Genomic DNA, 26,449 nt, shown 5'->3' with positions numbered 1-26,449 from the left:
CTTTCCCGCGCGCGACCTTTGTGCTTAAGGGCGTGGCATGACCGACAAGACACCGACCTACGACGACTGGAAAGCCAAGGCCGACAAGGAAGTGAAGGGCCGCGATCTCACCTGGCACACGCCCGAGGGGATCGACGTCAAGCCGCTCTACACCTCCGAAGATACCGAGGGACTCGATCCCGGCGTGCCCGGCATGGCGCCATTCACCCGCGGGCCCTACGCCTCGATGTATACCGGTCGGCCGTGGACGATCCGGCAATATGCGGGCTTCTCGACCGCCGAGGAATCGAACGCCTTCTATCGTCGCAACCTCGCCGCGGGTCAGAAGGGCCTGTCGGTCGCCTTCGACCTTGCGACCCATCGCGGCTACGACAGCGACCACCCGCGCGTGGTCGGCGATGTCGGCAAGGCTGGGGTGGCGATCGACACCGTGCGCGACATGGAGATCCTGTTCGACCAGATCCCGCTCGACGAGATGTCGGTCAGCATGACGATGAACGGCGCGGTGATCCCGGTGATGGCGTTCTATATCGTCGCGGCCGAGCGCAGCGGGGTCAGCCAGGAGAAACTTTCGGGGACCATCCAGAACGACATTCTCAAGGAGTTCATGGTCCGCAACACCTACATCTACCCGCCCGAGCCGAGCATGCGGATCGTGCGCGACATCATCGCCTACACCTCTAAGCACATGCCCCGTTTCAACTCGATCTCGATCAGTGGCTATCACATGCACGAGGCCGGGGCGACCGCGGTGCAGGAGCTCGCCTTCACCATCGCCGACGGCAAGGAATACGCCCAGCGCGCGATGGATGCGGGGCTCGACATCGATGCCTTCGCGCCGCGCCTCAGCTTCTTCTGGGGCATCGGCATGAATTTCTTCATGGAGATCGCCAAGATGCGCGCCGCGCGGCACCTGTGGCACGATGTCATGGAAGGGCTGGGGGCGCAGGACCCCAAGTCGAAGATGCTCCGCACGCACTGCCAGACCAGCGGCGTCTCGCTGCAGGAGCAGGATCCCTACAACAACGTCATCCGCACCACGATCGAGGCGATGGCGGCGGTGCTCGGCGGTACGCAGTCGCTCCACACCAACGCGCTCGACGAGGCGATCGCGCTGCCGACCGATTTCTCCGCCCGCATCGCGCGCAACACGCAGCTGGTGATCCAGGAAGAGACCGGCATCACCAATGTCGCCGATCCGCTGGGTGGTTCGTACTACATCGAGAGCCTCACCGATGCGCTGGTGACCGAGGCGAAGACAATGCTCGACGAGGTCGAGGCTGCGGGCGGCATGACCGAATACGTCGCCAGCGGGAAGCCCAAGGCGGCGATCGAGGAAGCCGCCGCCGCCAAGCAGGCGAGCGTCGATCGGGGCGAGACCGTCATCGTGGGCGTGAACAAGTACCGCCGCGACAAGGAAGACGAGATCGACACGCTCGATATCGACAACCACAAGGTCCGCCAGAGCCAGATCGCGCGGCTCGAGAAGGTGCGTGCAGCGCGCGACGATTTCGCCTGCAAGGCCGCGCTCGATGCGCTGGCGCGCGGCGCCGCCCAGCGCGAGGGCAACCTCCTCGCGCTCGCGGTCGAGGCCGCGCGGCACGACGCAACCCTGGGCGAGATCAGCGAGGCGATGGAAGACGCTTTCGGGCGCTACGACACCAGCCCGACCCCGGTGCGCGGAGTCTATTCCGAGGCTTATGCCGACGACGATCGCTATGCGCAGGTGGTCGCGGGCGTGAAGGCGGTCGAGCGCCGCCTGGGCCGCGCGCCCAAGCTGATGGTCGCCAAGATGGGCCAGGACGGCCACGATCGCGGCGCCAACGTGATTGCATCCGCCTTCGCCGACATGGGCTTCGAGGTCGTCTCCGGCCCGCTGTTCCAGACGCCCGAGGAAACCCGCGACATGGCGATCGCAAACGAGGTCGACGCGATCGGCGCGAGCAGCCTCGCGGCGGGTCACAAGACGCTGATCCCCGAACTGATCGGCCTGCTGAAGGATGCGGGCCGCGCCGACATCAAGGTGATCGCCGGCGGCGTGATCCCGCAGAAGGATTACGACTTCCTCCGCGATGCAGGCGTGCAGGGCATCTACGGCCCGGGCAGCAACGTGGTCGAATGCGCGGCGGACGTGCTGCGCCTGCTCGGCCACAATATGCCGCCAGCGGGTGAGGATCTGGACGAGGCGGCGGAGTGACTCTTTCAGGTTTCATCATTGGGAAGTGACGAAGTCGCTGCGGCATCCAGGATCGGCGCTTAGTCGCCCTGGATTGCGTCGCTATGCTCGCAATGACAATTGGAATGAGAAATGAAGCCTTTCGTTGCTTGGGCAAATATCGTTGGCGGGACGCTGGTGTGGTTCGTGGTTACCGTGCTGGTATATGCACTGATTAGTTTTTCCAATCCATCTGCCACGGCGGAGCCACCGATATGGCCAAGAATCGTCCTGATTTGCGTTTCGCTGGGGACGTGGTCACTCATGGTCCACCATTACTTCAAGAAAATGAGGCGATAATGCCCGCTGACATCCGCACCGACTGGACCCGCGAGGAAATCGCGGACCTTTTCGACCTCCCTTTCACCGAGCTGTTGTTTCGCGCGGCCACGGTCCACCGGGAGTTCCATCCGCCCGAGCAGGTGCAGCTCTGCACGCTGCTCTCGATCAAGACCGGCGGGTGTCCGGAGGATTGCGGCTACTGCTCGCAGTCGGTGAAGGCCGATAGCGGCGTCGAGGCGACCAAGCTGATGGACGTGCAGCGCGTGCTGCAATCGGCGGCGCAGGCGAAGGATGCAGGCTCGCAGCGGTTCTGCATGGGCGCCGCCTGGCGCAATCCCAAGGACCGCGACATGCCCAAGATCGTCGAGATCGTGAAGGGCGTGCGCGAAATGGGGCTCGAAACCTGCATGACGCTGGGCATGCTGACGCCCGAGCAGGCCGAGATGCTCAAGGAAGCGGGACTCGACTATTACAACCACAATGTCGACAGCAGCCCCGAATATTACGAGCGGGTGATCTCGACCCGCAATTTCCAGGACCGGCTCGATACGCTGCAATACGTCCGCGATGCGGGCATCAACGTGTGCAGCGGCGGGATCGTGGGCATGGGCGAGACGCGCGGGGACCGGGTGGGCTTCGTCCACACGCTCGCCACGCTCGAACAGCATCCCGAAAGCGTGCCGGTCAACGCGCTGGTCCCGGTCAAGGGCACGGTGCTGGGCGACATGCTCGCCGACACGCCGCTGGCCAAGATCGACGATATCGAATTCGTCCGTACTGTTGCGGTGGCGCGGATCACCATGCCGATGAGCATGGTGCGGTTGTCCGCGGGCCGCGAGAGCATGAGTGAGGCGACGCAGGCACTGTGCTTCCTGGCGGGTGCGAACTCGATCTTCACCGGCGACAAGCTGCTCACCGCGCCCAATGCGGGCGACGACAGCGACGCCGCGCTTTTCGACAAGCTCGGGCTGACCGCGCTGCAAGGCGATGAGCCGCTGCGCGCGTGCAAGGTGATGGAACCGGCGGAGTGAAGGTTCGAACCCAATTACTTTTGCTCATTAGCGTATTCGCGATAGCGGGGTGCGACGGGAGCCCGCCTAACAAAGCCATTGCATTACCAGTTCTCGAGGCGGGGGCCTCTGGCAATGCCGAAGCCATCGTTCAGCTTGCCGACCAGACATGTGTGGGGCGCGCGTCCGATGCAGCGGATTTCGGGCAAGCGTTAGAAATCAGCGGTTGGGGCTTCGAGCGAACTCAAAGCGCAGATCCTGCCAATGCCCTGTCGCTCGACGTTTGGGAGACCGAGACAGCCCAGGTCGTGCGTGGCGAACTTGTGAAAGGACACGCTTACACCTGCTTGTTGGCCGTAGGATCGGAATATTCGCCCAGCGAGGATGAACTGCGCCAAGCGCTGCTCATCCGATATGGCAGGCCTGATGAAAGCGGCATATACTGGGAGTTCGAAGGCCCAAACGGGAGCCGGTACAAGTTGGATATCGGAGGCATGACCGAAGGGCCGTATGATTCCAGCATATTTGTTGAAGAATGGCGCTAATCCGGTCGCATGAACCTAGGCTTCTCCGTCCCTGACCTCCTACCCAGGGCACGCGGCGGGGGCGTGCTCAAGATGGGGCTCGCCAAGCTCGACGAGAGCGAATGGCTCCAGCCCGATCCTAACTTGCAGGCGCGCGCCGAAGGCTTTGCAGACTACCCCGAAGGTATCCAGCTTTTACCCGAAGGCGAGGCGCCGGGAGCGGAGCTGGCCACGATGCTCGGCCTATCCGGCGGCCTTCCCGAAGCCGCTGCCAGGCATCACGAGGATATGTGCTTGCTGACGCTGCGCGAGGGCGAGGAGCAATACCGCCTCGTCGGTGCGGCGGTGGCGTGGCCCTCCGACTGGACACCCGCCGAAAAACTGGGCCTGCCGCTGCGCGCGCTACATGCGCCGATCCAGGGGTACGAGGAACAGCTCGCCACCGGCGTCGACAATTTCATGGCCAAGCTCAAGCCAGGGGCGATCTACGGGCGCTGCAACTGGTTCATCGCCGCCACTGACGCGAAGCGCTGGGTCGCCGAACCACCGGAGGTCGCCTTCGCGCACGTCACGCGCGAGAATGCGGGCGAGACCCTGTTCGTCCGCTCCGAACGCCAGGCGCTGCGCCGCCTGCCCGAAACCGGCGCGATCCTGTTCACGATCGGCGTCTACGTTGCGCCGCTGGGGGCCTTGTCCGACTCCGATGTCGCCATGCTCGCCCGCGCGGTCGGCACGCTGGTCGAGGGCGAGGGGGATCGCCGCGGTGCAGGGGCTTACGCCGACGCGCTAATCGGCTATGCGGCTGCACGAGACATGGAGAGGTCGACTTAGTGTTCAAGAAAATCCTGATCGCCAATCGCGGTGAAATCGCCTGCCGCGTGATCCAGACCGCCAAGCGGATGGGGATCGCCACCGTCGCGGTCTATTCCGATGCCGATACCCGCGCGCCGTTCGTGAAGATGGCGGACGAGGCGGTGCATATCGGCCCGGCGCAGGCGGCGGAGAGCTATCTCGTCGCCGACAAGATCATCGCTGCCTGCAAGCAGACCGGCGCCGACGCCGTGCATCCGGGCTACGGTTTCCTGTCCGAGCGTGCGAGCTTCGTCGAGGCGCTCGACGCGGAAGGGATCGCCTTCATCGGCCCGCCCGCATCGGCGATCGCGGCGATGGGCGACAAGATCGAATCTAAGCGCATCGCCAAGGAGGCCGGGGTCAACACCGTGCCCGGCTCGCCCGACGCGATCGACACCACCGAGGAAGCCCTCAAATGGGCCAACGACATCGGCTATCCGGTGATGATGAAGGCCAGCGCGGGCGGCGGCGGCAAGGGCATGCGGCTCGCGTGGAACGACACCGACGTGAAGGAAGGCTTCGAAGCCACCCAGCGCGAGGGCAAGAACAGCTTCGGCGACGACCGCGTCTTCATCGAGAAATTCATCGAGGACCCGCGCCACATCGAGATCCAGATCCTCGGCGACAAGCACGGCAACGTGATCTATTTGAACGAGCGCGAATGCTCGATCCAGCGCCGCCACCAGAAGGTCGTCGAGGAAGCGCCGTCGCCCTTCGTCACCGAGAAGATGCGCAAGGCGATGGGCGAGCAATGCGTCGCGCTGTCCAAGGCGGTCGATTACCACAGCGCCGGCACGGTCGAGCTGATCGTGTCGGGCGCGGACAAGACCGGCGAGAGCTTCTACTTCCTCGAAATGAACACCCGCCTGCAGGTGGAGCATCCCGTTACGGAGGCGATCACCGGCGTCGACCTCGTCGAACAGATGATCCGCGTCGCCGCGGGCGAGAAGCTCGAAATGACGCAGGACGACGTCACGATCGACGGCTGGGCGATCGAGAACCGCGTCTATGCCGAGGATCCCTATCGGGGCTTCCTGCCTTCGACCGGGCGCCTCGTGCGCTACGATCCCCCGCTGCCGGGCTGGACCAATGACGGCGAGGCCAACGGCCGCCGCGGGGTCGACGGCGTGCGCGTCGACGACGGCGTGTTCGAAGGCGGCGAGGTCTCGATGTTCTACGACCCGATGATCGCCAAGCTGGTGACCTGGGGCAAGACGCGCGACGAGGCCGCCGACCTCCAGGTGCTCGCGCTCGACGCGTTCGAGATCGAGGGGCTCGGCCACAATGTCGATTTCTTGAGCGCGATCATGCAGCACGAGCGCTTCCGCTCGGGCGAGCTCACCACCGGCTTCATCGCCGAGGAATACCCCGAAGGCTTCGAAGGTGCTCCGGCCGACGAGCAATTGCTGCGCCGCCTGTCGGCGATGGCGGGCTTCATGGCTACGGCCAACAGCGACCGCGCCAAGCGGGTCGACCAGCAATTGAACGGCGCGCCCGATCCGCAATACGACTGGGCGATCCGGATCGGCGAGACTTCGCGCGACGTCTCGATCACCGAAAACGAAATCGTCGTCGACGGCGAGGCGATCGACCTGTCGATGGAATACACGCCGGGCGACCGGATCGTGCACGCGCTGTTCGACGCCGACGAGGACGGCGAGGGCGGAGATCCGCTCACCGTGCAGGTGCGCCGCACCAATACCGGACTCGCGCTCACCACGCGCGGGGCGACGCACGAATTGCGCATCCTGCCCGCACATGTTGCGCCGCTCGCTCAGCACATGATCGAAAAGGAACCGCCGGACCTTTCGAAGATGCTGATCTGCCCGATGCCGGGCCTGCTCGTCAGCCTCCATGTCGAAGAGGGCGAGGAAGTCCAGCCGGGCCAGCCGCTCGCGACGGTCGAGGCGATGAAGATGGAGAACATCCTCCGCGCCGAGAAGGAAGGCACGATCGCGAAGATCAACGCCGCGGAAGGCGACAGCCTCGCGGTCGACGCCGTGATTCTCGAGCTTGAATAGCCAGTGACGCAGTCCGCCGGACAGCTGTTCGCTGCGATCCGCGAGGAGGGCGATGGCTTCGCCGCGCAGGTGCCGCCCGAATGGGCGCAGGGGCGCACGGCCTATGGCGGATATTCGACGGCGCTCGCCTACGAGGCCGCGCGACGGGTGAGCGATGACCTGCCGCCGCTGCGCTCGGCGCAAATCGCCTTCGTCGGTCCGCTCGCGGGCGACGTGACGCTGCGCGCGAACGTGCTGCGACAGGGGCGCAACGCGACCTGGATCGCAGCCGAGATCGAGGGCGAGAAGGGTATCGGCCTGACCGCGACCTTCGTGTTCATGCGCGCGCTCGAAAGCGCCTATGCGTTCAGCAGCCGCCCGGCGCCCCGAGACCTGGTCAGTCTCGACCAAGCCTCGCATCTCCCCAGCCACGATGAGCGGCCGACCTTCACGAGCAATCTCGAACTGAAATTCGCGCGGCCCAGGCTCGACGAAGCGGAGCCCTCGCTCACATGGTATGCGCGGCTCGAGGATCGGGACGGGCTCGACCCGACGACCGAGCTTCTGCTGCTGGCCGATGCGTTGCCGCCCGGCGTGCTCGGGCTCGGTCCCGTGCGGGCTCCGATGAGCTCTATGATGTGGCAGGTGAACCTGCTGACCGACGATCCGGCGACGCGGGATGGCTGGTTCCTGCTCGATAGCCGCGCCGATCACGCGCGCGACGGCAATTCGAACCAAGACATGTCGGTATGGGATCGCGACGGTCGCCCGCTGGCGGCGCAGATGCAGTCTTTCGCCCTGTTCGGCTGAGCGCTCGCTAGTGCGCCTGCAGCTCCGTATCGAGGAACGCCGCGACGTCCTCGAGATCGGCATCGGGGTGCACGAACGCCTCGCCGATTTCGCGCAGCAGGATCAACGGAACCTTGCCGCCACTGGCTTTCTTGTCGTGCAGCATGAGTGCAGCAATCGCCTCGCCGTTCGCTTTTATGCCGAGCGCAGCGAGTGAAGACGGCAAGCCGGAAAGTCCAATGGTCTCATCGATTTGCTGCGCAGCATTGATCGAGAGGCACCCGAGCCGTACCGAATATTTCGCTGCCAGCGCCATGCCCAGCGCGACGGCTTCGCCGTGGAGCAATCGGTCCGAGAACCCCGTCGCCGCTTCGAGCGCATGGCCGAAGGTGTGGCCGAGATTGAGCAGCGCGCGCGCGCCAGTGCGCTCGGTCTCGTCCTTCGCCACGATCGCCGCTTTGGCGCGGATACAATGCGTGACCGCCTCTCCGCGAAGGTCATGATCGTCGGCGAGCAGCGCCGGTGCGTTGGCGGCGCACCATTCGAAAAATCCGCGGTCGCCGATCAGGCCGTATTTAATAACCTCGGCAAACCCGGCGCGCAGTTCGCGCTCGGGCAGCGTGTCGAGCAGGTCGATATCGGCGAGCACCAACCCGGGCTGGTGGAACGCACCGACCATGTTCTTTCCCGCTGCCGAATTGATCGCGGTCTTGCCACCGACCGAACTGTCGACCTGCGCGAGCAGCGTGGTGGGCACCTGGATGAAGCCGCAGCCGCGCTTGTGGATCGCGGCAGCGAATCCGGCCAGGTCGCCGACCACACCGCCGCCGAAGGCGACGATATGATCGCCGCGCGCCACGCCCTGTTCGAGCAGCCAGTCGCTGAGCGCTTCGAGCCCTTGCCAGCTCTTGGCGCCTTCGCCCGGATCGACGACGTGCCAGGCGATCGCCCGTCCCGCTCCGGTGAGGGCGGCTTCGAGCGCGGCGCCGTGCAGCGCCTTCACGTTTCCGTCGGTCACGACGCATACGCGCGCCTCGGGGAGGAAGTCGCCGGCGAGCAGTCCGATCGCATCCACCAGTCCGCGGCCGACGATCACCTCGTACGAAGCCGAAGGAGTGGAGACTCCTATCCGATCCATCGCTCGATCCCTTTCGCGATGTCGAGCGCGACCTTGCGGTGCGCGCCGCGCCCGCTTTTCACCCAGATCGGTGCCGCGCCGTAATCGGCCAGCCTGCGCCTGCGCAATTCGGCCAGCTTTTCCCGTGGATCGCCTTCGCGCAGCAAGGGTCGAGTGTCGCGCCGTGTCGCGCGTTCGGCCAGCGTGGCATCGTCGCTGTCGAGCCACACCGAGATTGCGCGCGAAAGGATCAACTGTCGGGTCGTCGGTTCGGAGAACGCGCCGCCTCCCGCCGCAATAACCATGCCCTTGCCGGCCGAATCGTCGAGCAGGCGGGTGAACACCCGGCGCTCCCCGTCGCGAAAATGCTCTTCGCCAAAGCGCTCGAAGATCTCCGCGACCGTGAGGTTCGCCGCGCGCTCGATCTCCTCGTCGACATCGACGAAATCGACCCCGAGCAATTCGGCCAGCCGACGACCTACCGTGCTCTTGCCCGCGCCCATCAGGCCGACAAGCACCACCGGCCGGTCGAGCCGTTGTGCCAGCGTGGCAAGTTCGGGTTGCGACATGTCGGGCATTGAAGCGGCGGCTATAGATCGGCTAGGCGAGGCGCAAGCGCGTTTGGAGCAGGGTCGGAAATGGCTGGCAGGATCGGTAAGGGTATGTGGGTCGCTATCGGCGCGGTATTGCTGCTCGCGATCCTCGTGCTTGCCTGGATCGACGGCGGCGAACGCGAGATCGAGCTGATCGTCGAGGATATTCCCGTGCCCGAAGGAGCGCGCTGATGCGTAAGGCCTATCTCGCCCTCGGTGGCGCGCTGGTACTCAGCTCGGCAATTGCGGTTGCGGCGATGCAGGAAGAGACCCCCGCCGCTCCGGCTCCGAGCCCGGAGGCGACGGTATCCGAGCCCGTGGTGCAGGACATCGGTCGCGATGCCGCGCCCGCGGTCAGCCTGCCGCGCAACCTCCCTTCGCTCGAAGAGCTCGAACGGATGTCGGACGACGAGTTCGAGGAATTGTTCGATCTCAAGCCCAAGGCCGATATTCCGGCAGCGGCGCGGCGTTCGTTGCGCGCGGTGGGCCTGCTGGCCGAAGGCGAGGGCGGGTTGGAGGCGGCCGCACTCGGGCCGCAACCGGCGGCCCTCGTCGAAGCCGCGCTGCGCGGCAATCGCGGCCGTCTCGTCTCGCGCTGGGGGCATATCGTGTTGCGCCGCGCGCTGGCCTCCCGCCTCGCCGCGCCAGAAGGAATGGACCCGGTCGATTTTGCCGCGATGCGAACCGCGCTACTGGTACGGATGGGCGAGGGCCAGGTCGCGCGCGGCTTCGCCCAGCAGGTTGACAATATCGCCTATGACACGGCGATGACCGCCGCGGCCTTCGATGCCTTCGTCGCTACCGGTGACGTCGTCGGGGCCTGCCCGATGCTCGAGATCGTGAGCCCTTACGATGCCGAGGATCCGCGCATCAAGGTCACCCGCGACATCTGCGGCGCTTATTCGGGCCGCAGCGCGGCGGCGCTGCGGCAGCTCGAGCGCAAGCGCCAGCAGGGTGTGCTCTCGCGCACGGAGATGCTGCTCGCCCAGCGCTATGCCGGTGCCGGTGGTTCCACTCGCCGTGCGGTCAATATCGAATGGGACGGGACCGACGAACTAACCCCGTTCGCCTATTCGCTCGCGGTAGCGACCGGGCTCGACGTGCCCGACAGCCTGCGGGCGGGCGCGGGCCGCTATTACGCCATGGTCGATGCGACCTCGCCGGCGCTCGCGCTCGACGACCGTGCGTCTTCATCGTGGTTCGCAGCCGCGAACGGGGTATTGTCCTCACAGGCGATGGTTGACCTGCTCAGCATCGCTTACGGGACGGGCGACACCGGCACCGTTCTCGCCGATCGTGCCGAGGTACTGCGCCGCGCCTATGTTGCCGCCGATCCGGAAGAGCGGATGAGCGCGCTTCGCACGCTGTGGAGCGCCGATGTCAATGCGCCCTACGGGACGCGCGTCGCGACCGCCTATGCGGCCGCCCGCATGCCGGTCGACGAGGCTTTCGCCGACGATGGCGACGAACTGGTCGCCGCGATGCTCGCCGCCGGGCTCGATCGCAACGCGCTGCGCTGGACCGGGGTGGTCGAAAACGGATCGAAGGCCTGGGCGATGCTCGCGCTCGTCAATCCCCAGCGCGATGCGGTGTCGGTCGGCGAGGTCGGTGACAGCGACCACGCAACCCGCCTGTTTGTCGCCGGACTGGCCGGGTTGGGTAGGGCCAGCGACGGCGTGGCGCGCGATTACGATATCGACCTCGCACGGCAAACCCGCTGGACCCGTGCGATCTCCGGTGCGGCGGACAGCGGCAGCGCGCCGTTGGTCGCGTTGCTTGCGGGGCTCGGCATGCAGGGCGACAGCTGGGCCAAGATGACCCCGTTGCACCTCTATCATATCGTCCGCGCTCTCGACCGGGTGGGGCTTTCCGCCGAGGCCCGGATGATCGCGGCCGAGGCGGTCGCGCGCGGGTGAGCGACACCGCAGGGCATTCCGCGGCAATCGCGGATTTCCTCGAGATGATGGCGGCAGAGCGCGGCGCTGCAGCGAACACCTTGGCGGCCTATGCGCGCGATCTCGACCAGGCCGAGGCGGTGATAGGCGACCTGCTCGAGGCCGAGCGGGACGATCTGCGCCAACTGCCGGGGCACTGGGCCAAGCTCGCGCCCTCGACCGTGGCGCGCAAGGTCTCGGCGCTACGGCAGTTCTACGGTTTCGCGGTGGACGAAAGGCTGCGCGCGGACGATCCCTCCTCCGCGCTGCCCACCCCCCGCCTTCGCCGGCCGTTGCCAAGGATCCTCTCGCGGGCGCAGGTCGAGGCCTTGCTCGAACGCGCCGAGACCGAGGCCGAGGGGGAAACGCCGGCCAAGCTGCGGATGCTGGCCCTGCTCGAGATGCTTTACGGCTCGGGCCTCCGCGCGACCGAGCTGGTCTCGCTGCCACTGAGCGCGGTTCCTCGCGATGCGCCCTTCGTGACGGTGACGGGCAAGGGCGGACAGCAGCGCATGGTCCCGGTATCGACCCGCGCGCGCGATGCCCTCGCACGCTGGGTCGCCTGTCGCGGGACCGAAGCGAAAGGTGATGGTTCGCGCTTCCTTTTCCCCTCCCGCGGGAAATCGGGCCACCTGACCCGGATTCGGCTCTACCAGCTGTTGCGCGAACTGGCCGCGCGCGCAGGATTGCCGCCCGAAAAGGTCAGCCCGCACGTGCTGCGCCATGCCTTCGCCACACACCTGCTGGAGGGCGGCGCGGATTTACGCGTGCTTCAGACGCTGCTCGGCCATGCCGATATCGCGACCACGCAGATATACACCCATGTCGATGCGGCCCGGCTCGTCGAGCTGGTGAACACGCGGCATCCGCTCGCCGCGAGCAAGCGCGGAACATAGCTGGCCCTTGCCGCGCGCGGGCGGGGGCGGTAGCGGGTCCGCATGGCATCCTATCTCGAATTCGAGAAACCGATCGCGGAGATCGATTCGCGCATCACCGAACTTGAAAGCGCGTCCGGCGAGGACGTCGACCTTTCGGGCGAGATCGAAAAACTGCGCGAGAAGCGCGCGACCTTGCTCGGCGGGACCTATGCGCGGCTCAGCCCGTGGCAGAAGACCCAGGTCGCCCGTCATCCGGGCCGCCCGCACTTCCGCGATTACGTCGCCAACATCTTCGACGATTTCGTCCCGCTCGGCGGCGATCGCTACTTCGCCGAGGACGAGGCGATCATCGGCGGGCTGGCGAAGCTCGGCGAGCGCCGGGTCGTGCTGATCGGCCACGAGAAGGGGCACGACACCGAATCCCGGCTCCGGCACAATTTCGGCATGGGCAAACCCGAAGGCTACCGCAAGGCGATCCGCCTGATGGACCTCGCCGGGCGGTTCGGCCTGCCGGTCGTCACGCTGGTCGATACCTCGGGCGCGTTCCCGGGAATCGAAGCGGAAGAGCGTGGCCAGGCCGAGGCGATCGCCCGGTCGACCGAGGCCTGCCTCGCGCTGCCGGTGCCGATGGTTTCGGCGATCGTCGGCGAGGGCGGATCGGGCGGCGCCGTCGCGCTGGCGAGCGCCGAACGCGTGCTGATGTTCGAACACGCGGTCTATTCGGTTATCAGCCCCGAAGGTTGCGCGTCGATCCTCTGGCGCACCGCGGAAAATGCCCCCGATGCCGCCGAAGCGATGAAGATGACTGCGCAGGACCTGCTCAAGATCGGCGTCATCGACCGGATCGTCGCCGAACCCGTCGGCGGCGCGCATCGGGCACCGGAAAAAGCCTGCGCTTCGCTCGGCAAGGCGCTCGAGGAAGAACTCGAAACGCTGGGTGAGTTGGACTCGACCCGCCTTCGCGCGATGCGCGAGGAACGCTTTCTGCGGATGGGCGAGGGCTGACCGCCCTTGCGGCCAGAAAAGCGGTTCGCTCGGGAACTTTAGGCACGGACAACGGATTTCCCCTGACATAATCGCCCGCACATCGACCGCGGGCCTTGAGTGCACCGTCCACCAGAAGGCGGGGCGCGTCAGAGGAGATGCGAAGATGCCGAAAACCGCTTTGAAGACCACCACCGCCGCCATCACCTGCCTCCTGCTGAGCGGCTGCGCCGCCGGCGCCGGCCTGCTCGGCGGCGGGGGTGATTACGACATCAACCAGGTGCCCGAACCGATCAGCGCCGAAGATCGCGCGCAGGGTGCCGAATACCATCCCAAGCTGCTGGCCGAATTCGGTGGCGAATATACCGGCCCGGGCGGTGCCTATGTCGAACGCGTGGGCAAGAACATCGCCGCGCAGTCCGGTCTCGCCAACGGCCGCGACGCCTATACGGTCACGCTGCTCAATTCCTCGATCAACAACGCTTTCGCGATCCCCGGCGGTTACGTCTACACCACTCGTCAGCTGGTCGCGCTGATGGATAACGAAGCCGAACTCGCCGGCGTGCTCGGGCACGAAGTCGGCCACGTCGCCGCACGCCATGCCGAACGCCGCCAGGCCGAAGCCCAGCGCAACAGCATTCTCGGCACCGTCGGCGCGATCCTGTCGAGCGTATTCCTCGGCGGTTCGGGCCTCGGCGACACGCTCGCCCGCGGCTTGCTCCAGGGCTCGCAGCTGCTGACGCTCAGCTATTCGCGCGGGCAGGAACTCGAGGCCGACAAGCTCGGCGCGCTCTATCTCAACCGCGCGGGCTACGACGAACGCGCGATGGCGACGGTTCTGTCGAGCCTCGCGGCGCAGAACGCGCTCGATGCGCGGATGATGGGCCGCGGCGAGACGCGCGTGCCCGAATGGGCGTCGACCCACCCCGATCCCGCCTCGCGCGTGCAGGAAGCGCTCGCCGAAGCGCAGAAATACGATGTCGGCGGAATCACCGCGCGAGACCAGTTCCTGACCAATATCGACGGCATGCTCTACGGCGACGACCCTAGGCAGGGGATCGTCGAGAACGGGACCTTCATCCATCCCGACCTCAAGCTCGCCTTCCGCGCGCCGCAGGGTTTCTATCTCGTCAACGGCACCCGTGCGGTGTCGATCGGCGGACAGTCGGGGCAGGGGCAGTTCACGATGGCTCCCTATAACGGCGATCTCGACCGCTATGTCCGCAGCGTCTTTGCCGGTCTCTCGGACCAGCAGCAGATCCAGCCCTCGAGCGTCCAGCGCACGACGGTCAACGGTATTCCCGCCGCCTATGGCGTCGCGCGGGTCAACACCGGCAACGGCCAGGTCGACGCAACGGTATTCGCTTACGAATTCTCGAACGGACAGGCGTTCCACTTCCTCACGGTGACCCAGGCGGGCAATGCCGGCGTGTTCAACTCGATGTACGAATCGATGCGGCGGATCAGCGATTCGGAAGCGGCCAATGTCCGCCCGCGCAAGGTCGATATCTACACCGTGCGTTCGGGGGATACCGTACGCTCGATCGCGAGCCGCATGAGCTATTCGAACTACCAGCTCGAACGCTTCCTCGTGCTCAACGACCTCGAGGCGAACGCGAACCTGCGCGCCGGGGACAAGGTCAAGCTCGTCACCTACTGACGCCTGGCGCCGATCGCGCATACGAAAAAGGGCGGCGAGTTGCCTCGCCGCCCTCTTCGATTTCGCTAAGCGCTTGGCTTAGACCGAGCTCGCCATCTTGGTCGAGGCGGTGTTGAAGGTCGTCTGCAGCTGAGTGCCGAGGCCCTGCATCGCGGTCACGGCGGCAACCGCGATCAGCGCGGCGATCAGGCCGTATTCGATGGCGGTGGCGCCGGCTTCGTCTTTGATCAGCTTGTTGAAGAATTTCATCCTAAGTCTCCTGGTTTGCAGTCACTCTACCCGGCTCACCCAAAATGCCGCGTGTTGAGTAATTTCGGGGGTAGCCCCGATTAGTTGATAATTTCCTAAACCGAGTTCGCCTGCGCGGTGGCGGTCGAGATATCGTTCGACACGGTGTTCCACATCTGCGAATTCTCGTCCGCGAGGCCGGTTGCGACGCCCACCAGGCCGAGGAAGATCATGGCGATGATGAGTCCGTATTCGACCGAGGTCGCGCCGCGCTGGTCGCGCAGCATGGCCTGGAGAAATTGCTTTCCGGTCATCATGTCATCCCTGTTGGTCACGGCTTCTGGTGTATTGACCGATAAGGGCTAACGAATTCTTTATGGCGGGACCATTTTTGCAAAGTAATCCGACATTAACGATAGTATCGGCTGCCGCTCTTATTTCCCGAAACAGCGAAATTCTCGTCCAGCAATGCCCGCCCGGACATCGGCATGCCGGCTTGTGGGAATTTCCCGGCGGAAAGGTGGAAATGGGCGAAACGCCCGAGGGGGCACTGGTTCGCGAACTGGCAGAGGAGTTGTCGATCGAGGTCGACCCGGTCGACTGCATGGTGGGCGCCTTTGCCAGCGATCCGGACCAGCGAATCGAACACCGTTCGCCCTATGTCGTACTTCTTTACACTTGCCGCCGCTGGCGCGGCGAAATCGTGCCTTGCGATGGACAGGCGGTGCGCTGGATCGCTCGCGACGCACTCGATTCCCTCTCGATGCCGCCGCTCGACGTGCCTTTGGCGGCGTGGCTCAAAAAGGGCGGATAAGCCGCTTGCAATGCCGGGAACCCGCCCCTATTAGGCCCCCTCCAATGCGCGCCCGTAGCTCAGCTGGATAGAGTACCTGACTACGAATCAGGTGGCCGGAGGTTCGAATCCTTCCGGGCGCGCCACAAAAGGCCATCCTCCGACGGGAGGGTGGCCTTCTGTGGTTCTGGGCCCCTGGAAGGCAAATTGATGCCCCGCGGATATCTTGTGATTCATCGCCGGTGATCGGTCGCACCGATCCACGCTCCCACCGAATCCAATTGTTGCGGAACCGCTTGGCCTGATTCCCTGTTCTGTTGGCAAGATTGTTTGCAAAGGGAGCCGATATGGCCACGCAAGATATTTTCGCCCGCCTCAAGCAAGACCACGAGCGCCATCGGGAGTTGCTCGACAAGCTGGGCGAAACCCACGGCGACAGTGACGAACGCAAGAGCCTGCTCGAAGAGTTCACCAAGGAGGTGAAGGGCCATGCCGCAGCAGAGGAGCAGGCGCTCTATTCGACCATGCTGCGCAAGCCCCCGACCACCGACGAAACGCGTCATTCGGTCGCCGAGCATCACGAGATCGAGGAAGCGCTCAACGACCTTGCCGCGACCGACATGAGTTCGAGCGCGTGGCTGACCAAGTTCAAGCAGCTCGACCACGACTACCGCCACCACATCGACGAGGAAGAAGAGGACCACTTTCCCGACTTCGCGGAGCACCTGACCGAAGAGGACGTCGAGCACATGGAAAAGGTGTTCGAACGGCGCAAGCGCGAAGAGAAGTCCGAGGCCGAGGTTACTCCAGAGAAGAAGGAAGACGCCAAGGAATAGGCTGATGACCGGGGAGGGCTCGAAACCCGATGGCGAGGAGGCTTTCGACCGGTCGGTCGAGCCCGGGGTCTGGCGCTATGCCAAGGCCTCGCGCGCGACCATGATCGTGGATGCGGAGGATTATTTCGCGCGGATGCAGCAGGCGATGCTGAAGGCGCAGAAGCGAATCCTGCTGGTGGGATGGGATTTCGACACGAGGATCCACCTCGCCGCCGGTCGCCGTTGGTACGAGCGCTTCAAGGATGCGGGCTTCCCCCGGCGCCTCGGTAGTTTCCTGCTGTGGCTCGCGCGCCATCGCGACGGGCTCGAATTGCTGATCCTCAAATGGAGTGTCGGGTGGGTCCAGTTTCTCGCGCGACCCGGCATGCTGTGGGACGTGATGCGAATGTGGCCCAAGCGCGCGATCGACTTCAAGTTCGATACCCGCCACCCGATCGGGTGCTCGCATCATCAGAAGATCGCGATCCTCGACGATCGCGTCGCCGTGTGCGGCGGGATCGACATGACTAGTGAGCGCTGGGACACGCGCGACCATCGCGAGGACGACGAAGATCGCACCACGCCGCGCGGGACCTCCTACTGCCCGTGGCACGATGCGACGATGATGCTCGAGGGCGATATCGCCAGGTGCCTCGGAGAGCTTGGCCGCCAGCGGTGGCGGAACGCGGGTGGCGATGAACTCGAACCGGTCGAGAGCGAAGAATCGCCCTGGCCCGACGATCTCGACGCGCAGTTCGAGGACGTCGAGATCGGCATCGCGCGGACGCGTGCCGAATACGAGGAATTGAGCCAGATCTGCGAGATCGAAACACTCATGCTCCGCCAGATCGCGGGGGCAAAGAAGTTGATCTATTTCGAGAACCAATACCTGACTTCACGCAAGATCACCGATGCGATCGCCGAGCGCCTGAAGGAGGACGATCCGCCCGAAATCGTCATCGTCCACCCAACCACCGCCGAAGGCTGGCTTGAAGCGCAGGCGATGGACCACGCGCGTGATTGCCTCGTCCATTCGCTGCGAGAGATCGATGACAAGGACCGGTTCGGGATCTACGTCCCTTATACCGGCGAAACGCCGATCTACGTCCATGCCAAGATTGCGATTTTCGACGACGAGATCCTGCGGATCGGTTCGGCCAACCTCAACAATCGCTCGATGGGCCTCGACAGCGAGACCGACCTTTTCATCGACAAGACCCGTCCTGCCAATGCGCATCTCGGCGATGAAATTCGCGACGTGCGGGTCTCGCTGCTGGCCGAGCATACCGGTATGACCGAAGCCGCGGCGCTCGAGCAACTCGCGCGCACCGGATCGATGAAGGCCTTCATCGCCGATTACGGCACGCGTGCGTCGCGCCAGCTGCGGTCCTACGAGCCGCCCGAAAAGGGCGAGATCGAGGAGACGCTGGCCGGTTCAGAACTGCTCGATCCCGAACGGCCGGACGACATGTTCGAACCGTTTGCCAAAGGCGGGCTTTTCCGCGATGCGTCCCCGCTCGCGCGTGCATGGTTCAAGATCAGAGGATAATTCGCATGAGCAGTATCGTCGGCCCCGATGAGGACGACCCCCGCGGCAAGCCGCCGGTGCCGGATCACGTGCAGGACGCCATCCGTACGCTGATCGAATGGACCGGCGACGATCCGACCCGCGAGGGCCTGCTCGATACGCCCGCGCGCGTCGCTCGCGCGTGGAAGGAATACTGCATCGGCTATACCGAGGACCCGGCCGTCCACCTGAGCCGGGTGTTCGAGGAAGTCGGCGGTTACAACGAGATCGTCCTACTGAAGGACATTCCGTTCCAGTCGCATTGCGAGCACCACATGGCACCGATCATCGGCAAGGCGGCGATTGCCTACCTGCCCAATGATCGGGTCGTCGGCATTTCCAAGCTTGCCCGCGTGCTCCACGGCTTCGCGCGGCGCCTGCAGGTGCAGGAAAGGCTTACGGCGGAAGTCGCCGATTGTATCTGGGAGAACCTCCAGCCGCAGGGGGTGGCGGTGGTGATCGACGCGCAGCACAGCTGCATGACCGCGCGCGGCGTTCGCACCCCGGGCGTGGGCATGGTCACCAGCCGGATGATGGGCACCTTCCTCGACGATCCGCGCAGCCGCGAGGAAGTGCTGCGATTGATGGGGTACGGCTAGACCGGCCAACCCAACGCGCCGCCGATACGCCCGATCGACCAGTAGCCGGCGAAGCCGACCGCAATTCCGGCCAGCAGCGTCGGGATGAAGGCTACCCCGTTGCGCAACATCAGCGCAATCGCGAGGAAGGCCGGCAGCGACCCGATTACGTATAGCGTACTGGCAATCGCGAGGTCGGCGACCTGTCCCTTGTCGCCGGTATCGCGCCACAGCCAGACGAGCGCGAGCGTGCTGACCAGCGGCAGCGAGGCGATCAGCCCGCCGACGCCCGGGTTGCGACGCGCGATTTCGGAGGCCAGCGCGATCAGGACGCCCGATACGAGCGCCTTGATCGCGAGATAGCCCCAATCCATTCCGGTAGGGATCAGCCCTGGAGTTGGCCGAGCATGTGATCGGCGCTCGACACGCTGAAATCGCCCGGCTCCTCGACGTTGAGTTCCTTTACCACGCCGTCCTCGACGATCATCGAATAGCGCTGGCCCCGCTTGCCCATGCCGAAGGCCGAACTGTCCTGACTGAGCCCGGTTGCCTGCGCGAAATCGCCATTGCCGTCCGCCAGCATCGTCACCGCCGACGCGTCGCCGGCCTGCTGCCATGCGCCCATGACGAACGCATCGTTCACCGCGGTACAGGCAATTTCGTCGATGCCCTTTGCCTTCAGTTCCTCGGCTTTCTCGACATAGCCTGGCAGGTGACGCGCCGAGCAGGTCGGGGTGAAGGCCCCGGGGACCGAGAACAGCGCGACGGTCTTGCCGGCGAAGTAGTCGCCGCTCTGGACCGGTTGCGGGCCATCGGGGGTCGCCTTGACCAGCTGGATGTCGGGAAGCTTGTCGCCAACGGAAATCGTCATATCGTCATGTCCTGAAATTGAGGTGCGAACCCGGGAACGTATGGAGGCGATATAGGGTCCTGACCCGGGCCCGCCATGGTTAATTTCTCTTTACCGCCCTTGGGATGGTTTTCGAAAGTTTGAACGTCGACTCTCCGTTCAGCAGTTTGGGGCTGCTTGGAGGGAATGACATGAAATATATCAAAGGGCTGGGCTTGGGCCTGGCGGCAGCGGGACTGCTGTCGGCAATGCCTGCAACGGCGCAGGATGCGTCGCACGAACGGGTGCGCGAACTCGGCATCATGCTGATGGTCACGTCACTGCGCTGTCGCACGACGGTGGACGATTTCCAGCAGGACTACCGCGATTTCAGCGCGCGCCATATCGACCGGCTGAACGCCGCGAGCCGCTCGATGCAACGCGAGCTCGAGAGCCGCCACGGCAAGCGCGGAGCCAAGCGCCAGCTCGATCGGCTGAGCGTGCAGATGGCCAATACCTACGGGCAGGGGCACCCGTTCCTCGATTGCGAGCAATTGAAGCGTCTCGCGTCCGATCTGGCGCAGGGCGACAACGCGGCTCTCATCGCCGCCTCGCGGGACCTCCTGGCCGACGGCCGGGGCGGGTCCGCCACCTACGCGAGGCGCTAGGCGATACTTCGGTCGGGGCTCATATAAAGACATCTTTATATTTGCTTCGCGCCGGGGGAGAGGCTAAGGGCGGCGCCGGTCCCTGCGCCGCCCTTGGTTTGTCTGCATTCGACGGCCTGGAACGGCGCGTATCACGCAAGTTTCAGGAGAATACCGTGGCTGCTGCCAAGGATTACGTCATCAAGGATATCGGGCTGGCCGGATACGGCCACCAGGAAATCCGCATCGCCGAAACCGAAATGCCCGGCCTCATGGCCATCCGCGAGGAATATGGCGACGCGCAGCCATTGAAGGGCGCGCGCATCACCGGATCGCTTCACATGACGATCCAGACCGCGGTGCTGATCGAGACTCTGCGCGCGTTGGGCGCGGAAGTTCGCTGGGCGACCTGCAACATCTATTCGACGCAGGATCACGCCGCCGCAGCGATGGCCGACCAGGACATCCCGGTCTTCGCCGTGAAGGGCGAGACGCTGGCGGAATATTGGGATTACGTCGGCAAGATCTTCGACTGGTCGACCGAGGACGATGCCGACCAGACGGCGAACATCATCCTCGACGATGGCGGCGATGCGACGATGTTCGCGCTGTGGGGCGCGCGCATCGAGGCGGGCGAGGAAATGCCTGCGCCGCAGAACGCCGAAGAAATCGAGATGCAGCGCGCTCTCAAGGAATTCCTCAAGAAGAAGCCGGGCTATCTCACCCAGTCGGTAAAGAACATCAAGGGCGTCTCCGAAGAGACCACCACCGGCGTCCACCGCCTCTATTCGCTGGCGAAGAAGGGCAAGCTCCCGTTCCCGGCGATCAATGTCAACGATAGCGTGACCAAGTCGAAGTTCGACAACCTCTACGGTTGCCGAGAATCGCTGGTCGACGCGATCCGTCGCGCGACCGACGTCATGCTCTCGGGCAAGGTCGCGCTGGTCGCCGGCTTCGGCGATGTCGGCAAGGGCTCGGCGCAGTCGCTCCGCAATGGCGGCGCGCGCGTTCTCGTCACCGAAATCGATCCGATCTGCGCGCTTCAGGCGGCGATGGACGGGTTCGAGGTCGTGACCATGGAAGAAGGCGTCAAGCGCGCCGATATCTTCGTGACGACCACGGGCAATGAAGACGTCATCACTGCCGAGCACATGAAGGCGATGAAGCCGATGAGCATCGTCTGCAACATCGGCCACTTCGACAGCGAGATCCAGATCGGCGCGCTCGACAATTACGAGTGGACCGAACTCAAGCCGGGCACCGACCTGGTCAAGTTCCCCGACGGCAAGGAGATCATCGTCCTGGCCAAGGGCCGCCTCGTGAACCTCGCCTGCGCCACCGGTCACCCCAGCTTCGTGATGAGCTGCTCGTTCACCAACCAGGTGCTGGCGCAGATCGAGCTGTGGAAGAACGACGATCAGTACGAGAACGACGTCTACGTGCTGCCCAAGCATCTCGACGAAAAAGTCGCCGCGCTCCACCTCGACAAGCTCGGCGTGCAGTTGACCAAGCTGAGCCAGAAGCAGGCCGACTATATCGGCGTGCCGGTCGACGGGCCGTTCAAGCCCGAACACTACCGCTACTAAGCGACGGGATCCGACAAGAACGGGGCGTTCCGGCGACGGAGCGCCCCGTTTCTTTGTTCATCGAAGTTGCGTCCGCGCGCGAGCCGTCATAGCTCACGGGGAATGGAATTTTCGCCTACCACACTGGCGCTGATCGGGGTCGTGCTCGGCGGGTGGACGCTGGCCGCGCTCGCAGCGATCTACCTGGCGAGCCGGGCGACCGGCCAGGCGCGCGACATGCGCACCGGATTGAAGCGCATGCAGCGGATGCTCGACGAATCGCCGGCGCTTCCGCTGCTGGTCCGTTCGGATGGCAGGATCGAGGCTTCGGCCCGGCTCGCCGGCTGGTTCGGGCTCGACCGGATGCCGACCTATCTCAGCGAGCTGGCCGAGGGAGAAAGCGGCCTCACGCACCAGCAGGTCGAAACGCTGCAGAAGAACGTCCGTCGCACGCAGAAGACGGCTGCCCCGTTCCGCATGATGATCACTCCGCGCGGCTCGTCGCGCAGCCTTTCGCTGCGCGGCCATCTGGCCGATCCGCAGGTCTCGCCCGGCGGCGCCGCGCTGGTCTGGGTGTTCGATTTCTCCGACAGCGAGAGCGAGCTGGCGCGCCTGCGGGCCGAGGCCAAGCGCGCGCAGGGCGATTTCGCTGCGCTCGTCGGCCTGCTCGAAGCGGCACCCATGCCGATGTGGTTCCGCACCGAGCAGGGCAAGATCCGGCTGGTCAACAGTGCCTACGTTGCCGCCGTCGGCGCACGTGATGCCGAAGAGGTGGTGGCCGAGCAGATCGAGCTTATCGAACCGGTCAACGGGCTGGGTGCGGCCCAGGTCGCGCGCGAGGCGGGCCAGCAGCGCCAGCCGATCGAGCGGATGGTGACCTCGACGATCAACGGCCAGCGCCGCGCGCTGCGCGTATCCGACCTCCCGCTGGGCGAGGAAGGGATTGCGGGATACGCGATCGATGTCGAGGACATGGAAGAGCTCGCGCGTAGCTTCAAGGCGTTCCGGACGGCGCAGCGCAACATGCTCGACAAGCTATCCGCCGGCGTCGCCCAGTTCGATTCGAACCGCCAGTTGATCTTCGCCAACCGGCCGTTCCAGCGCAGTTTCGGCATCAGTTTCGAGCAGATGCGCGAGCGGCCAAGCTTCAATCGCTGGCTCGACATCGCCCGCGACCAGAACCGGGTTCCGCAGGTGCGAGATTTTCCGGCCTGGCGGACCGAGCGCGAGGAATGGTTCACCTCGAACGAAACCAACGAGGAAAGCTGGACGCTGCCCAACGGTACCCATCTGCGAATCTTCGCCCAGCCGGATCCCGATGGCGGCTTGCTGCTGCTGGCCGAAGACCGGACCGAGCAGCTCAAGCTCTCGGCGTCGCAGGACACGCTGCTCCGCACCCGGACCGCGACCTTCGACAGCCTGTTCGAATCGATCGCGGTGTTCCGGCCCGACGGTCGCCTCCAGCTCTGGAACCGCCGCTTCATGGCGGATTGGGATCTCGAAGAAGAGTTCCTCGACCAGCATCCCCGGATCGACGACCTGCTGACCCATATCCAGAAGAGCCTGCGCGAGGGCGAGGAAGCCGGGCAGATCGGCGACGTCGTGCGCGCCGCAACGCTCGACCGCTCACAGGGTGTCGGGCGAGTGAGCCTGTCCGATGGCCGCATTCTCGAATTCGCCGGGGTCCCGTTGCCCGACGGGAACGGGCTTCTGACCGTGCTCGATATCACCGATGCGCAGAAGGCCGAGGAGGCGCTGCGCGCGCGCAATGCCGCGCTGGTCGAGGCCGACGCGATGAAAACGCGCTTCCTCGCCAATATGAGCTACGAATTCCGGACCCCGCTGACCTCGATGCGCGGCTTTGCCGAACTGCTCGAGACCGGGCTCGGTGGCGAGCTGACCGAAGACGGCATGGCCTATCTGCGGGCGATCCTCGATTCGGTCGAGCAGGTCGAGAACGTGCTCGACCTGTCGCAGAGCGAGGCCGGCATGCTCCCGCTGGTCAAGGAATCGATCGTGCTCGAGCCGTTCCTCCAGGCGATCATCGATTCGCGGCGCGAGAAGATCGACGCCAGGGGGATCAGGCTCGAACTGCGGACCGGCGAAGAAGAAACCCGCATCCGCGGCGACGAGCGCCGCCTTGCTCGGGCGATCGGGCATATCCTCGACAATGCGATCAACGCGCTGCCCGATGGCGGGCGGATCCTCGTCAAGCTGCTCGCCCGCGGGGACGGTGTGCGGATCGTGATCTCGGATGACGGGATGGGCATGGACGCACTCCAGCTCGCCCGTGCGCTCGACGGGCTGATGGTCAGCGCCGACGGAAAGACGGTCGAGAGGCGCGTCAATTACGGCCTTCCCCTCGCGAAGCGGATCGTCGAGGCGCATGGAGGCCGGCTCGAGGTCATGTCCGAAGAAGGGCAGGGCACCGCGGCGCTGATCGATATTGCCTGAAATGCGCCGCGAACTGCCCGATCTCGCAGCAGTCGCCGTTTTGGGACGCGACATCGCAGCCCGGTTGCGGGCCGGGGACGTCGTCGCGCTGTCGGGCGATCTCGGGGCGGGCAAGACGACGCTCGCGCGGGCGGTGATCGAAGCGGCAGGCCATCGCGGCGAGGTCCCGTCGCCGAGTTTCACCATCATCGAGGCCTACGACACGCTCGATCCGCGGATCGTCCACGCCGATTTCTATCGGCTCGAAGACCCCGCCGAGCTCGAGGAGATCGGTCTCGACGAGTATCGCGAGGGCGCTGCATTGCTGGCCGAATGGCCCGATCGGGCGGGCGGCTTCGATCACGAGGCGGGCTGTCTCTCGATCCGTCTCGAAAAAGGCGAGGGCGCCCGTTTCGCCATTGTCGAAGGCGGTGCGGGCTGGCAGGGACGCTTGCCATGAACGACCTGCCAGAGGGCGCCGACACTTTCCTTGCCGATGCCGGATGGGGCAGCGCCCGCGCCGAGGCGCTGACCGGCGATGCCTCGTTCCGCCGGTACTGGCGGCTGAGCCGCGGCGAGGACAGCGCGCTGCTGATGCACGCGCCGCCGCCCACCGAGGATATCCGCCCCTTCGTCCGCGCCGATCGCTGGTTGCGCGACCAGGGGCTGCGGGCGCCCGAGATTCATGCCGAGAACGACGCCAGCGGCTTCGTCCTACTCGAGGATTTCGGGTCAGCGCGGATGCGCGACTATCTCGACGAATGGCCGCAGGACGAAGCCGATACCTATCGCGGCGCGATCGACGCGCTGGTCGAACTGCACACGAAGCCCGCGGGGCCGTTTCCCGATTATTCGTGGGCCGAATATGCCCGCGAGGTCCGGCTCTTCACCGAATGGTATTGTCCCGCGCAGGGCCTCGATGTCGATGATGGCGGTTATGTCGACGCCTGGCAGGAGGCGATGCTTCCCGTTCTGCGCAATCAGCGAGACGGGGTTACCGTGCTTCGCGACTACCATGCCGAAAACATCATGCTGCTCGGTGCGCTGACCAAGCAGGGATTGCTCGATTTCCAGGACGCGCTGGTCGGCCACAAGGCCTACGATCTCGTCTCGCTGCTGCAGGATGCGCGCCGCGACGTCGCGCCCGAACTCGAGCGCGAAATGCTCGACTACTACCTGTCGAAGGCCGACCCCGGCGCCGAATTCGAGGCCGATTACGCCAGGCTCGGGGCGCAGCGGAATGCCAAGATCGTCGGGATTTTCACCCGCCTGTGGAAGCGCGACGGCAAGGCCCGCTACCTCGACCTGATCCCGCGCGTCTGGGACCTACTCGAACGCGACCTCGCCCATCCCGCGCTCGCCCCGGTCGCGCGCTGGTTCGATGCGAATGTCCCGCACGAATTGCGCGAAAACGGCGGCGGGAGCTTCGCTGCATGAGCAAGCTCGCGAGCGATTGCGCAATGGTAATGGCGGCGGGCTACGGCAAGCGCATGCGGCCGCTCACCGCGACCCAGCCCAAGCCGCTGGTAAAGGTCGCGGGACGCCACCTGATCGACCACACGCTCGACGAACTCGCCAATGCCGGGGTCGCGAGGGCGGTGGTCAACGTCCACTACCTCGCCGACGCGCTCGAAGCGCATGTGAAGACCCGGAAGCATCCCGCGGTGGAGATTTCGGACGAGCGCGAGGAGCTGCTCGAAACCGGCGGCGGCATGATCCGCGCACGCGACAGCCTCTCCGATCCGTTCTTCTGCCTCAACAGCGACAATATCTGGCTAGACGGCCCGCGCGACGTGTTCACCGAACTGAGCCGGGGCTGGGACCCGGGCGCGATGGACGCGCTGCTGCTGCTGGTGCGCCATCACAATGCGCGCAATTACCGCGGCGAGGGCGATTTCTACCTCGACCCGCTGGGCCGCATCACGCGGCGCGAGCCGGGGCGGGTCGCGCCCTATATCTTCACCGGGATCCAGCTCGTCTCGCACCGCCTGCTGCGCGATGCGCCCGCGGGCAAGTTTTCGACCAATCTGCTGTGGGAACGCGCGATCGCGGAAGGCCGTTTGCACGGGCTCGTCCACACCGGCGAGTGGTTCGAGGTCGGCACGCCCGAGGCGATCGCGCCCACCGAAGCCGCGCTCGCGGAACGCTGAGGCGCG

At 65.2% G+C, this 26,449-nt stretch carries 27 protein-coding genes and 1 tRNA gene; 22 read left to right on the top strand and 6 right to left on the bottom strand.

The genetic code is table 11. From position 1 onward, the window contains the following. Nucleotides 1-37: 37 nt before the first annotated feature. The 6 genes from scpA to IEW49_RS06415 all read left to right on the top strand — a co-directional run bounded on the left by scpA (nucleotide 38) and on the right by IEW49_RS06415 (nucleotide 7,693). Nucleotides 38-2,197, top strand: coding sequence for a methylmalonyl-CoA mutase (gene scpA / locus IEW49_RS06440; RefSeq protein ID WP_188641902.1), 2,160 nt, complete (start codon nucleotides 38-40; stop codon nucleotides 2,195-2,197). Nucleotides 2,198-2,514: 317 nt separating this feature from the next. After that, on the top strand, nucleotides 2,515-3,528 hold the full coding sequence (gene bioB / locus IEW49_RS06435) for a biotin synthase BioB (protein WP_188641901.1): 1,014 nt from the start codon (nucleotides 2,515-2,517) through the stop codon (nucleotides 3,526-3,528). Continuing rightward, nucleotides 3,525-4,052 carry a hypothetical protein gene (locus IEW49_RS06430; protein WP_188641900.1) on the top strand — a complete coding sequence of 176 codons (528 nt, stop codon included), beginning with the start codon at nucleotides 3,525-3,527 and terminating at the stop codon, nucleotides 4,050-4,052. Before bioB ends, IEW49_RS06430 begins: the two co-directional genes overlap by 4 nt. A gap of 9 nt (nucleotides 4,053-4,061) precedes the next feature. After that, the gene (locus IEW49_RS06425) at nucleotides 4,062-4,862 is read left to right on the top strand and encodes a heme-dependent oxidative N-demethylase family protein (RefSeq protein ID WP_188641899.1); all 801 of its coding nucleotides are present in this window, start codon (nucleotides 4,062-4,064) and stop codon (nucleotides 4,860-4,862) included. After that, entirely contained in the window at nucleotides 4,862-6,904 is a 2,043-nt protein-coding gene (locus IEW49_RS06420; protein WP_188641898.1) for an acetyl-CoA carboxylase biotin carboxylase subunit, read from the top strand. Before IEW49_RS06425 ends, IEW49_RS06420 begins: the two co-directional genes overlap by 1 nt. Before the next feature lie 3 nt (nucleotides 6,905-6,907). Next, nucleotides 6,908-7,693, top strand: a complete 786-nt coding sequence (locus IEW49_RS06415) for a thioesterase family protein (RefSeq protein ID WP_229658107.1) — start codon at nucleotides 6,908-6,910, stop codon at nucleotides 7,691-7,693. 7 nt (nucleotides 7,694-7,700) lie between these two features. Here IEW49_RS06415 and aroB read toward each other — a convergent pair whose 3' ends face one another. Beyond that, on the bottom strand, nucleotides 7,701-8,810 hold the full coding sequence (gene aroB, locus IEW49_RS06410) for a 3-dehydroquinate synthase (RefSeq protein WP_188641897.1): 1,110 nt from the start codon (nucleotides 8,808-8,810) through the stop codon (nucleotides 7,701-7,703). Beyond that, the gene (locus IEW49_RS06405; protein WP_188641896.1) at nucleotides 8,798-9,367 is read right to left on the bottom strand and encodes a shikimate kinase; all 570 of its coding nucleotides are present in this window, start codon (nucleotides 9,365-9,367) and stop codon (nucleotides 8,798-8,800) included. The genes aroB and IEW49_RS06405 overlap by 13 nt, the downstream gene beginning before the upstream one ends. Nucleotides 9,368-9,427: 60 nt before the next feature. On the opposite strand from IEW49_RS06405, the gene IEW49_RS06400 reads away from it, so the two are divergent. From IEW49_RS06400 to IEW49_RS06380, 5 genes are all read left to right on the top strand, one after another. Continuing rightward, entirely contained in the window at nucleotides 9,428-9,574 is a 147-nt protein-coding gene (locus tag IEW49_RS06400) for a hypothetical protein (RefSeq protein ID WP_188641895.1), read from the top strand. Then, entirely contained in the window at nucleotides 9,574-11,298 is a 1,725-nt protein-coding gene (locus tag IEW49_RS06395) for a hypothetical protein (RefSeq protein WP_188641894.1), read from the top strand. Before IEW49_RS06400 ends, IEW49_RS06395 begins: the two co-directional genes overlap by 1 nt. Then, nucleotides 11,295-12,212, top strand: coding sequence for a tyrosine recombinase (locus tag IEW49_RS06390; RefSeq protein WP_268235620.1), 918 nt, complete (start codon nucleotides 11,295-11,297; stop codon nucleotides 12,210-12,212). Before IEW49_RS06395 ends, IEW49_RS06390 begins: the two co-directional genes overlap by 4 nt. Nucleotides 12,213-12,254: 42 nt before the next feature. Further along, a complete protein-coding gene (locus IEW49_RS06385) occupies nucleotides 12,255-13,199 on the top strand; it encodes an acetyl-CoA carboxylase carboxyltransferase subunit alpha (protein WP_188641893.1) in 945 nt (314 codons plus the stop codon). 145 nt (nucleotides 13,200-13,344) lie between these two features. After that, nucleotides 13,345-14,838 carry a M48 family metalloprotease gene (locus tag IEW49_RS06380; RefSeq protein ID WP_188641892.1) on the top strand — a complete coding sequence of 498 codons (1,494 nt, stop codon included), beginning with the start codon at nucleotides 13,345-13,347 and terminating at the stop codon, nucleotides 14,836-14,838. Nucleotides 14,839-14,916: 78 nt separating this feature from the next. Here the strand turns inward: IEW49_RS06380 and IEW49_RS06375 are convergent, their stop codons facing one another. Both IEW49_RS06375 and IEW49_RS06370 read right to left on the bottom strand, forming a co-directional pair. After that, on the bottom strand, nucleotides 14,917-15,087 hold the full coding sequence (locus IEW49_RS06375) for a Flp family type IVb pilin (RefSeq protein ID WP_188641891.1): 171 nt from the start codon (nucleotides 15,085-15,087) through the stop codon (nucleotides 14,917-14,919). Nucleotides 15,088-15,182: 95 nt separating this feature from the next. Continuing rightward, entirely contained in the window at nucleotides 15,183-15,401 is a 219-nt protein-coding gene (locus IEW49_RS06370) for a Flp family type IVb pilin (protein ID WP_188641890.1), read from the bottom strand. A 41-nt stretch (nucleotides 15,402-15,442) separates the two neighbouring features. Here IEW49_RS06370 and IEW49_RS06365 point away from each other — a divergent pair, with 41 nt between their 5' ends. From IEW49_RS06365 to folE, 5 genes are all read left to right on the top strand, one after another. After that, complete coding sequence (locus IEW49_RS06365; protein WP_188641889.1) at nucleotides 15,443-15,880, top strand: (deoxy)nucleoside triphosphate pyrophosphohydrolase; 438 nt, start codon at nucleotides 15,443-15,445, stop codon at nucleotides 15,878-15,880. Between the two features lie 48 nt (nucleotides 15,881-15,928). Continuing rightward, nucleotides 15,929-16,005: transfer RNA gene (locus tag IEW49_RS06360), tRNA-Arg, on the top strand. A gap of 201 nt (nucleotides 16,006-16,206) precedes the next feature. Further along, on the top strand, nucleotides 16,207-16,695 hold the full coding sequence (locus IEW49_RS06355; protein WP_188641888.1) for a hemerythrin domain-containing protein: 489 nt from the start codon (nucleotides 16,207-16,209) through the stop codon (nucleotides 16,693-16,695). Nucleotides 16,696-16,699: 4 nt separating this feature from the next. Further along, on the top strand, nucleotides 16,700-18,223 hold the full coding sequence (locus IEW49_RS06350; protein WP_188641887.1) for a phospholipase D-like domain-containing protein: 1,524 nt from the start codon (nucleotides 16,700-16,702) through the stop codon (nucleotides 18,221-18,223). A 5-nt stretch (nucleotides 18,224-18,228) separates the two neighbouring features. Next, nucleotides 18,229-18,840, top strand: a complete 612-nt coding sequence (folE, locus tag IEW49_RS06345; protein WP_188641886.1) for a GTP cyclohydrolase I FolE — start codon at nucleotides 18,229-18,231, stop codon at nucleotides 18,838-18,840. Here the strand turns inward: folE and IEW49_RS06340 are convergent. Next, on the bottom strand, nucleotides 18,837-19,193 hold the full coding sequence (locus IEW49_RS06340; protein WP_188641885.1) for a DUF3147 family protein: 357 nt from the start codon (nucleotides 19,191-19,193) through the stop codon (nucleotides 18,837-18,839). The two genes, folE and IEW49_RS06340, sit on opposite strands and share 4 nt — an antisense overlap. Before the next feature lie 11 nt (nucleotides 19,194-19,204). After that, nucleotides 19,205-19,690, bottom strand: a complete 486-nt coding sequence (locus tag IEW49_RS06335; protein WP_188641884.1) for a peroxiredoxin — start codon at nucleotides 19,688-19,690, stop codon at nucleotides 19,205-19,207. A gap of 170 nt (nucleotides 19,691-19,860) precedes the next feature. Between IEW49_RS06335 and IEW49_RS06330 the strand changes: the two genes are divergently transcribed. The 6 genes from IEW49_RS06330 (at nucleotide 19,861) to IEW49_RS06305 (ending at nucleotide 26,443) form a co-directional block, all read left to right on the top strand. Continuing rightward, nucleotides 19,861-20,316 carry an S-adenosyl-L-homocysteine hydrolase gene (locus tag IEW49_RS06330; protein ID WP_188641883.1) on the top strand — a complete coding sequence of 152 codons (456 nt, stop codon included), beginning with the start codon at nucleotides 19,861-19,863 and terminating at the stop codon, nucleotides 20,314-20,316. 155 nt (nucleotides 20,317-20,471) lie between these two features. Next, on the top strand, nucleotides 20,472-21,881 hold the full coding sequence (gene ahcY, locus IEW49_RS06325; RefSeq protein ID WP_188641882.1) for an adenosylhomocysteinase: 1,410 nt from the start codon (nucleotides 20,472-20,474) through the stop codon (nucleotides 21,879-21,881). A gap of 102 nt (nucleotides 21,882-21,983) precedes the next feature. Next, nucleotides 21,984-24,314, top strand: coding sequence for a PAS domain-containing sensor histidine kinase (locus IEW49_RS06320; protein ID WP_188641881.1), 2,331 nt, complete (start codon nucleotides 21,984-21,986; stop codon nucleotides 24,312-24,314). Between the two features lies 1 nt (nucleotide 24,315). Next, complete coding sequence (gene tsaE, locus IEW49_RS06315) at nucleotides 24,316-24,753, top strand: tRNA (adenosine(37)-N6)-threonylcarbamoyltransferase complex ATPase subunit type 1 TsaE (RefSeq protein WP_188641880.1); 438 nt, start codon at nucleotides 24,316-24,318, stop codon at nucleotides 24,751-24,753. After that, complete coding sequence (locus IEW49_RS06310) at nucleotides 24,750-25,730, top strand: aminoglycoside phosphotransferase family protein (protein WP_188641879.1); 981 nt, start codon at nucleotides 24,750-24,752, stop codon at nucleotides 25,728-25,730. The genes tsaE and IEW49_RS06310 overlap by 4 nt, the downstream gene beginning before the upstream one ends. Further along, a complete protein-coding gene (locus tag IEW49_RS06305) occupies nucleotides 25,727-26,443 on the top strand; it encodes a nucleotidyltransferase family protein (RefSeq protein ID WP_188641878.1) in 717 nt (238 codons plus the stop codon). Before IEW49_RS06310 ends, IEW49_RS06305 begins: the two co-directional genes overlap by 4 nt. Nucleotides 26,444-26,449 lie beyond the last annotated feature (6 nt).

Origin of the sequence: Pseudoblastomonas marina (genome assembly GCF_014641655.1) — a bacterium.
Classification (GTDB): Bacteria; Pseudomonadota; Alphaproteobacteria; order Sphingomonadales; family Sphingomonadaceae; genus Alteriqipengyuania_A; species Alteriqipengyuania_A marina.
Note: the sequence above shows the minus strand (reverse complement) of the source record. Positions and strands in the feature narration are given on the sequence as shown.